The sequence below is a fragment of the Arthrobacter agilis genome (assembly GCF_002953615.1).
GTDB lineage: Bacteria > Actinomycetota > Actinomycetes > Actinomycetales > Micrococcaceae > Arthrobacter_D > Arthrobacter_D agilis_B.
In genome coordinates this window covers 2250287-2259088 of record NZ_CP024915.1, presented here as the reverse complement: position 1 = coordinate 2259088, position 8802 = coordinate 2250287, and the positions used below count along the sequence as shown (strand labels likewise).

Genomic DNA, 8802 nt, shown 5'->3' with positions numbered 1-8802 from the left:
GGGTTGGGTGTTGTCGTGCACAAATCCTCCTCGGGGCGCCTGGAGCAACGTCGAGGTCTCCCGGAACAGTTTTCGCTTCCGCCCTTGACCTCCCCTGCGCGGTGTTCCTAACCTACAGCAACGGTATTTCCGGAAAGTTCCGGAAAAGTTCCGAAGAAAGTTTCGGACAATCGCACCTCAGGTACCTCAAAGGAGAGCTCATGAAGGTCCACCACTCACTCGCTGCCGCAGTCCTCGCTTCGGCACTGATCCTTCCCACCGCCGCACCCGCGCTCGCAGCACAGCACCAGGCCCCCCGTCCGCCCGGGATCGAGAAGCAGGACACCCTCCGCTGGGTCGCCCCGAACGATCTCAAGATCGGCACCGCCGTCGCAGGCGGCGGCCACCACGAGACCCAGCCCTATCCGGCCCCGTTCCCCAACGACCGGGAGTACCTGCAGCACCTCGCCGCCGAGTTCAGCTCCGTGTCGCCCGAGAACCAGCTCAAGTGGGAGTTCGTGCACCCCGAGCGCGACACCTACCGCTTCGCCGAGATGGACGCCATCGTCGAGTTCGCGCAGGAGAACAAGCAGGTGGTCCGCGGCCATACCCTGTTCTGGCACAGCCAGAACCCCGCCTGGCTGGAGGAGGGCGATTTCTCCAAGGAGGAGCTGCGCGCCATCCTCAAGGACCACATCCAGACCGTCGTCGGGCGGTACGCCGGCAAGATCCAGCAGTGGGACGTGGCCAACGAGATCTTCAACGACAACGGCACCCTGCGCACCACGGACAACATCTGGATCCGCGAACTCGGCCCGGAGATCATCGCCGACGCGTTCCGCTGGGCCCACGAGGCGGATCCGAAGGCGAAGCTCTTCTTCAACGACTACGGCGTGGAGAGCGTCAATGCGAAGAGCAACGCCTACCTCGAGCTCATCCCGCGGCTGCAGGCCCAGGGCGTCCCCGTGGACGGTTTCGCCATCCAGGGGCACCTGAGCACGCGCTACGGCTTCCCGGGCGATCTCCGGACCAACCTCCAGCGCTTCGACGACCTCGGGCTGGAGACCGCGATCACCGAGATCGACGTCCGGATGGACGTCGCAGCGGGGACCCAGCCCACCGCGGCGCAGCTCGAGAAGCAGGCGAGCTACTACCAGCGGGCACTCGACGCCTGCATCGCCGTGGAGGAGTGCAACTCCTTCACGATCTGGGGCTTCACCGACAAGTACTCCTGGGTGCCGGTGTTCTTCTCCGGTGAGGGGGAGGCGACCGTCATGTGGAACGACTTCACCCGCAAGCCGGCCTACTACGCACTGCAGGAGAGCCTCGAGCAGGCGTCCCCGGGGCGCGGTAACCGCTAGGCAGCACCAGCACGACAACCAGCACGACAACCAGCACGACCACCCCCAGCAGTCGGTGGCCCGCCCCTCCACGGGCGGGCCACACCATCAAGGAGAACCATGAGACAAGGACGTCTGATCGCAGGCGCCACGGCATTCGGCCTGATCACGGGAGCCGGCGTGCTGACGCTGCCGGCCGCCCAGGCGGACGAACCGTCGGTGCTGCTGAACGAGGATTTCGAGGACGGCAGCTTCAGTCCGCTGGCGCAGAACGGCGGGCCCACGCTGTCGGTCGTCGACGCCGACGGCGACAAGGCCCTGCTGGTGAAGGGCCGGGTCAACGACTACGACGGCATCAAGACGCCGGCCGACCTCCTGCAGGCCGGCGGGACCTACACGTTCTCCGCGCAGGTGAAACTCTCGGCGCCGGCAGGAACGACGACGTCGGCGCGCTTCGTCGTGGAACCCGCCTACAGCTGGGTGGGCAACACCACGGTGTCCGCGGATGCCTGGACCACGGTGACCGGCACCTTCAACGCCCCGGCCGGAGCCGACCCGGCGACGCTGCGGGCCTACCTCGGAACGGGAGACCTGGGTGCACCCTACGACTACCTCGTGGACGACGTCGTGATCACCGGGACGGCCGGGCCCGCCGACGGCGGAGCCTGGCAACCCACCCCCGACGCGTCCTTCGTGCCGGGAGGCGCAGCGAACCCCACGAGCACCCCCCTCGCCGCGGCGCGGGGCACCGGGAACACCGTCGCCCTGACGTTCGACGACGGGCCGAACCCGGGTGAGACCGCAGCGATCCTCGACTTCCTGCGGGACAAGGGCATCACCGCGACGTTCTGCATCATCGGGCAGAACGTCCAGGCTCCCGGTGGCGCCGACCTGCTGCGGCAGATCGTCGCCGACGGCCACACGCTCTGCAACCACGGCACGTCCTACGCGGACATGGGCTCCTGGTCGCAGACCCAGGTCGAGACCGACCTGAAGGAGAACCTGCGCATCATCCGGGCCGCCGTCGGTGATCCGTCCCTGCAGGTGCCCTACTTCCGTGCACCGAACGGCAGCTGGGGTGCCACCGGAGAAGTGGCCGCGGCGCTCGGCATGCAGCCGCTCGGCCTCGGCAACGTCATCTTCGACTGGGACGGCAACGACCTCAGCGAGGCGACCCTGACCGCCAACCTCCGCGCGGCCTTCACCCCCGGCGCCGTGGTCCTCGCCCACGACGGCGGCGGCGACCGCTCCAACACGGTCCGGGCCGTCACGACGGTGGTGAGCGAGAAGCTCGCCGAGGGATGGACCTTCACCCTGCCGCAGGGCGGCGCGGGAGCGGCACCCGTCGAGGTCACCTCCGGCTTCGAGACCGGCACCGACGGCTGGACGGCCCGGGGCGACGGCGTCTCCGTCGCCACGAGCAGCGATGCCCGCACCGGCACCGGCAGCCTGCTCGTCACGAACCGCACCCAGCCCTGGCACGGTGCCGCGCTCGACGTCACGGCGGGCCTGCCCGTCGGGACCGCCGTGCAGGTATCGGTGTGGGCGAAGCTCGCTCCCGGCGAGGCCCCGGCCTCGCTCAAGGTGTCCGTGCAGCGTGACAACGGCGGCGGAAGCGCGTACGACGGCGTCGCCGGCGCCAGTGCCTCCGTGACGGCCGACGGCTGGGTCCAGCTCAAGGGCACCTACACGCTCGGTGCGGCCGCGGACAAGGCCCAGGTGTACGTCGAGGGACCGGTGGGGACGGACTTCCTGCTGGACGACTTCAGCCTCGCCCCGATCGTCGAGAAGCCCATCCAGTCGGACGTCCCCGGACTGAAGGACGTGCTCGGCGCGGACGGCATCGAGCACGTCGGTGTCGCCATCGATGCCCGGGAGACCGTGGGAACGGCCGCCGACCTCGTGCGGAAGCACTTCAACGCCTTCACACCGGAGAACGCGGGCAAGCCGGAGAGCGTCCAGCCGGTCGAGGGCCAGTTCGCCTTCACGCAGCTGGACCAGCTGCTGGACTTCGCGGATGCCAACAATGTGCAGGTCTACGGACACGTCCTCGCCTGGCACTCGCAGACCCCGGCGTGGTTCTTCAAGGACGGCACCCGCGACCTCACCGACAGCCCCGCCGACCAGGCGTTGCTCAAGGCCCGTATGGAAGCGCACATCAAGGGCATCGCCGACCACATCGACGCCCGCTACCCCGAGGGGGACAGCCCCATCTGGGCCTGGGACGTGGTCAACGAGGTCATCGCGGACGGCGACACGGCGAACCCGCACGACATGCGCGACAGCCGCTGGTTCCAGGTCCTCGGCGAGGGCTTCGTGGACGAGGCCTTCCGCCTGGCGGACCGCTACTTCCCCGAGGCGGCCCTGTTCATCAACGACTACAACACGGAGATGCCTCAGAAGCGGGCCGACTACCTCGACCTGATCCGTGCGCTGAAGGCCCGGGCCGTGCCGATCGACGGCGTGGGCCACCAGGCCCACGTGGACGTCGCCCGGCCCGTGCAGTGGCTCGAGGACTCCATCGAGGCCGTCGAGGCGCTGGACCCCGCGCTCCTGCAGGCCATCACGGAACTCGACGTCAACGCCTCCACGGAGAACCAGGGCGCCGATGTCAGCGGCGCCCCGGCGGATCCGTACAGCCCGGCGTTCGAGGACGACGCGGACGCCGCAGCGGAGGTCGGCTACTACTACCGCGACCTCTTCGCGATGCTGCGCGAGCACAACGCGTCCGTGGACTCGGTGACCTTCTGGGGGATCAGCAATGCCCGCACCTGGCTGCGGACCTGGCCCATGGCCCGACCCTGGGAGCAGCCGCTGCCCTTCGACGACGAGCTGCAGGTCACGCCGGCCTACTGGGGCATCGTGGATCCGTCCAGGCTGCCCGCCCGGCCCGCCGATGTGCTGCCGCCGCGGATCGCCGACCAGTCGGACATCACCGCCGTCTCCAACGGGGCCAGCGGCGCCAAGGTCAGCTACGTCTCGCCGTCGGCCATCGACACGCTCGACGGCGTCGTGCCGATCACGTGCCTCCCCGCACCGGGCGGCCGGTTCCCCGTCGGTACCACGACGGTCACGTGCACGGCGACGGACGAGGCCGGCAACACCCGGACCAGCTCGTTCGACGTCGTCGTGACCCGCAAGCAGGCGGGCAAGCACTGACCGGCCTGCACCGACCATGACAAAGCCCCTGTCCTCTCCGGAGGGCAGGGGCTTCGTCGTGGAGTCCGATGCTGGGCGTGCTCGGCGGGGTGGCTCGCTCCTCCCGTTCGCCGTCGTCCGGTGGGAATGTTCGAACATGCCCACTGTCCGGGCTCGATCAGGAGGAGGATCCGGACCTGCCGTACTCCGGCAGCGGTGCTGTGGACGTTCCGGGTCAGGCGTAGGCGCCGAGCAGCCGCACCGAGCCGCCGTCCACGCCCTTGGCGCCCTGGACGTAGTCCGGCCCGTCGGTGCTCCCGTTCCCGGCCACCTGCACGCTGCCCATGACCCAGGAGGGGACACCTGCCGCGGTGAGCTGGGCGAGGGCGGCGTCCGCGCCCTCGGCCCCGACGATCGCGACCATCCCGACCCCGAGGTTGAGGGTGCGCTCGAGATCCGGCAGCGGGACGGAGCCGAGCTGCGCGACGAGCGTGAAGACCGGGGGCAGTTCCCACGTGGAGCGGTCCACCGTTGCTTCCAGCCCGCGGGGCAGCACGCGGGCGAGGTTCGCCGCGAGCCCGCCGCCGGTGACATGACTGAAGCCGTGGACCTGCGCGGCGTCGTTCCGGGCCAGTGCCAGGCAGTCGGCCGCGTAGATCCGGGTGGGCTCGAGCAGCTCCTCGCCGAGCGTCCGCCCGAGCTCGGAGACCTGGCGGTCCAGCGCCCAGCCGGCCTGGTTGATGACGCGCCGCACCAGCGAGTACCCGTTCGAGTGCAGGCCCGAGGACGCCATGCCGATCACGACGTCGCCCTCGCGGACGCGCTCGGGACCGAGGACCCGATCGGCCTCGACCACGCCGGTCGCGGCGCCTGCCACGTCGTACTCGTGCTCACCGAGCAGGCCGGGGTGTTCGGCGGTCTCGCCGCCCACCAGGGCCGTGCCGGCGGCCGAGCAGCCGGCCGCGATGCCGCGCACGATGTCCGCGATGCGCTCGGGGACCACCTTCCCGCACGCGATGTAGTCGGTCATGAAGAGCGGCTCCGCGCCGACCACCACGATGTCGTCGACCACCATGCCCACCAGGTCGAACCCGATGGTGTCGTGGATGTCCATGGCCTGCGCGATGGCCACCTTGGTGCCCACGCCGTCGGTGGACGTCGCGAGCAGCGGCCGCGTGTAGGTGAGGAGGCGGGACACGTCGAAGAGCCCGGCGAAACCGCCCACCCCGCCGAGAACCTGCTCGCCGTGCGTCGCCCGCACGGCGTCCTTCATGAGCTCGACGGCGCGGTCACCCGCTTCGACGTCCACTCCTGCGCTGGCGTACGTGATGGGGTTGGACGCGCTCATACCCGCTCTTTCTTGTCTTCGTCGGTCAGTACGGCTTCGAACTCTGCGTCCGGTCCGGGATCGCATCCCGTGGCCCCGGACTTGTCGGCGGGGTTGGTGCGCTCGAGCAGGTTCTTGCCCAGGCGGTCGTCGTCGGGCAGTTCGATCGGGTACGTGCCGGTGAAGCATGCCGTGCAGAGGCGCTCACGGGGCTGCTGCGTCGCGTCGATCATGCCGTCCTCGGAGATGTACGCGAGGCTGTCGGCGCCGATGGACTTGCTGATCTCGTCGATCGCGGCACCATTGGCGATGAGCTCCGCTCGGGAGGCGAAGTCGATCCCGTAGAAGCAGGGCCAGCGCACGGGGGGCGAGGAGATCTTCACGTGGACCTCGGCCGCGCCCGCCTCGCGCAGCATGCGGACGACGGCGCGCTGCGTGTTGCCGCGCACGATCGAGTCGTCGACGACGATGATGCGCTTGCCCCGGATGACCGACTCGAGGGCGTTGAGCTTGAGCCGGATGCCGAGCTGGCGCAGGGTCTGGCTGGGCTGGATGAACGTACGGCCCACGTAGGCGTTCTTCACGAAGCCGTGGGCGAAGGGGATGCCGGACTCCTCCGCGAAGCCCACGGCGGCCGGGGTGCCGGACTCTGGGACCGGGATGACGATGTCCGCGGCGGCGGAGTTCTCGCGGGCGAGCTGCCGGCCCATCTCCACGCGGGACTCGTACACGGAGCGGCCGGCGATCGCGGCGTCGGGCCGCGCGAGGTAGACGTATTCGAACACGCAGCCCGCGGCGGTCGGGGCGGCGAAGCGGCTGCTGCGCACCCCGTCCTCGTCGATGGCGATGAACTCGCCGGGCTCGATCTCGCGGATGTAGCTCGCGCCGACGGTCGCGAGGGCCGCCTGCTCCGAGGCGACCACCCAGCCGCGCTCGAGGCGGCCGAGGACGAGGGGACGGACACCGTAGGCGTCGCGCGCCGCATACAGGGTTCCTTCGTCCATGAAGACGAAGCAGAATGCGCCGCGGATGCTCGGCAGCAGGTCCATGGCCGTCTGCTCCAGCGAGCGGCCGTCGTTCCCGGCGAGCAGCGCGGTCACGAGGGCGGTGTCGGTGGTGTTGCCCTGCGCGAGCTCGCCGGCGCGGGGCTTGCCGTGGCGGTCGAGGACCATCTGGTACAGCTCGGCGGAGTTCGTGAGGTTGCCGTTGTGCGCCAGGGCGACCGTGCCGGCAGCGGTGGCGCCGAGCGTGGGCTGCGCGTTGGCCCAGTGGGATGACCCGGTGGTGGAGTAGCGGCAGTGCCCGACGGCGATATGGCCGGTCAGGGTGTTGAGCGTCGCCTCGTCGAAGACCTGGGACACGAGGCCCATGTCCTTGTAGACGTTGATCCGCTGGCCGTCGCTCGTCGCGATACCGGCGGATTCCTGGCCCCGGTGCTGCAGCGCGTACAGCCCGTAGTAGGTGAGCTTGGCTACTTCCTCACCGGGCGCCCAGACACCGAAGACGCCGCAGGCGTCCTGGGGTCCTTTTTCGCCGGGGAGAAGATCGTGGGAGAGTTGTCCGTCGCCGCGCACCATGCGCCCATTCTCTCACGGCAGGCAATGGCGGCCGCGCGATGGGCGGCGTCGGGCGGCTGGCCCGGGACGCGCGGCCGCGACGACGCCCGTCACACGGCCGGGACGTGCGGCGTACCCGCGATCCTTCCGATCAGCCGCTCCATCCGTGCGAGGCCCACGAAGCGGCCCGCGTTGTCCGTGACGAGCAGGGGAGCGAAGCGGGCACTGCTGTCCCGGGTGATGGCGCGGGACAGCGCCTCGCCGATGGGGGTGTCCACGTTGACGACCAGCCCGGCCGTGACGACACCGAGCCGCGCTGCTTCCTCGGGCAGGACGGCGACGGGCCGGCGGCCGTCGAGGAGCACGACGTCGGCGAGGAACGGGTTCGCTGCGAACAGTGCTGCGGCCTGCGCCGGGGACGGGGCCGTGGCGGCGGGCTCGACGACGCCGCGCACGGTCTGCGACGACGTCGAGCGCGGGGATGCGGACAGCCGCAGCGCCAGATCGACGTCGAGGGTGGACCACGGGGGTGCCGGACGGCCCAGCAGGTACCCCTGGACGAGGGGTACCCCGAGGGCGGCCAGGGCGTCGAGTTCCTCGACCCTTTCGATGCCCTCCGCGAGGAGCCACGCATCGACCCTTCCCGCGAAGAGCCCGAGCATCTCGATCAGGGCGCGCTTGGCCTCGTCCGTGTCGATCCCGCGGACCAGTTCCCGGTCCACCTTGATCATGGCGGGTCGGAGCGCGAGGAGGTGCTGCAGGCCCGCGTACCCCGACCCGGCGTCGTCGACCGCGATCAGGGCGCCCGCGGACCGCAGCGCGTCCAGATGGGGTTCCAGCTGCAGGTACGAGTCGATGGGAGTCTGTTCCGTGAGCTCCACGATCACGCCGCCCAGGTTGCCCTGCTCCGCCCAGACGTCCCGGACCACGGGGGAGGGCAGCAGGTGGGGCGACACGTTGACGGTGAGGAAGCAGTTGCCCGGCAGGCCCGCGCGGTGCGCGAAGGCGCTGCGCAGGGCTGCCGCCTCGAGTTCGGCGTCCCGACCCTCCCGGCGTGCCCGGGCGAACCATGCCTCGGGGTTCTTCTCCTCGTACCTGGGAAAACGCACGAGGGCTTCGTAGCCGACCACCGAGCCGCGGACGGTGTCGATGATGGGCTGGTACGCCGAGGAGATGCCCTCGCCGCGGCATGCGGCGTCCAGCTCGGTGGCCTCGCGGAAAGCCTGGTCCTGCCCGAGGGCCTGCATCGGGGCCGGCGGCGTCAGGCGGCGACGATGCGGGTGCGCACGGCCCCGACGAGCTCGGGTGCGAGATCCGTCAGTCCGTGGACGGCGGCGGCGTGCTCGCCGACGCGGGCGAGGATCTCATCCTCGGAACTGCAGACCCAGCGGGCTTCACACCCCGGTACGACATCTCCACATGCGAATGCCTTCATGAAAAACTCCCTCTTCCGCGGCCCGCG

6 protein-coding genes are annotated in these 8802 nt (G+C 70.2%); 2 read left to right on the top strand and 4 right to left on the bottom strand.

Annotated features, from left to right (window positions below; translation table 11 throughout):
• The first annotated feature begins 200 nt into the window (after nt 1-200).
• Both CVO76_RS11030 and CVO76_RS11025 read left to right on the top strand, forming a co-directional pair.
• Nucleotides 201-1340: an endo-1,4-beta-xylanase gene (locus CVO76_RS11030; RefSeq protein ID WP_208739272.1), complete on the top strand. Its 1140-nt coding sequence runs from the start codon at nt 201-203 to the stop codon at nt 1338-1340.
• A 99-nt stretch (nt 1341-1439) separates the two neighbouring features.
• Complete coding sequence (locus tag CVO76_RS11025; protein WP_208739271.1) at nt 1440-4478, top strand: endo-1,4-beta-xylanase; 3039 nt, start codon at nt 1440-1442, stop codon at nt 4476-4478.
• Between the two features lie 214 nt (nt 4479-4692).
• Here the strand turns inward: CVO76_RS11025 and purM are convergent, their stop codons facing one another.
• The 4 genes from purM to CVO76_RS11005 form a co-directional block, all read right to left on the bottom strand.
• The gene (gene purM / locus CVO76_RS11020; RefSeq protein WP_208739270.1) at nt 4693-5805 is read right to left on the bottom strand and encodes a phosphoribosylformylglycinamidine cyclo-ligase; all 1113 of its coding nucleotides are present in this window, start codon (nt 5803-5805) and stop codon (nt 4693-4695) included.
• Nucleotides 5802-7361 (bottom strand): amidophosphoribosyltransferase, encoded by a 1560-nt coding sequence (gene purF / locus CVO76_RS11015; protein WP_133081212.1) that lies wholly within the window; start codon nt 7359-7361, stop codon nt 5802-5804. Before purF ends, purM begins: the two co-directional genes overlap by 4 nt.
• Before the next feature lie 89 nt (nt 7362-7450).
• Entirely contained in the window at nt 7451-8587 is a 1137-nt protein-coding gene (locus CVO76_RS11010) for an EAL domain-containing protein (RefSeq protein ID WP_208739269.1), read from the bottom strand.
• A gap of 14 nt (nt 8588-8601) precedes the next feature.
• Complete coding sequence (locus tag CVO76_RS11005; protein ID WP_133081210.1) at nt 8602-8775, bottom strand: DUF1059 domain-containing protein; 174 nt, start codon at nt 8773-8775, stop codon at nt 8602-8604.
• Nucleotides 8776-8802 lie beyond the last annotated feature (27 nt).

Coding starts and splice junctions, on each gene's coding strand:
- CVO76_RS11030 (WP_208739272.1), top strand. CDS start 201: ATGAAGGTCCACCACTCACTCGCTGCCGCAGTCCTCGCTTCGGCACTG.
- CVO76_RS11025 (WP_208739271.1), top strand. CDS start 1,440: ATGAGACAAGGACGTCTGATCGCAGGCGCCACGGCATTCGGCCTGATC.
- purM (WP_208739270.1), bottom strand. CDS start 5,805: ATGAGCGCGTCCAACCCCATCACGTACGCCAGCGCAGGAGTGGACGTC.
- purF (WP_133081212.1), bottom strand. CDS start 7,361: ATGGTGCGCGGCGACGGACAACTCTCCCACGATCTTCTCCCCGGCGAA.
- CVO76_RS11010 (WP_208739269.1), bottom strand. CDS start 8,587: ATGCAGGCCCTCGGGCAGGACCAGGCTTTCCGCGAGGCCACCGAGCTG.
- CVO76_RS11005 (WP_133081210.1), bottom strand. CDS start 8,775: ATGAAGGCATTCGCATGTGGAGATGTCGTACCGGGGTGTGAAGCCCGC.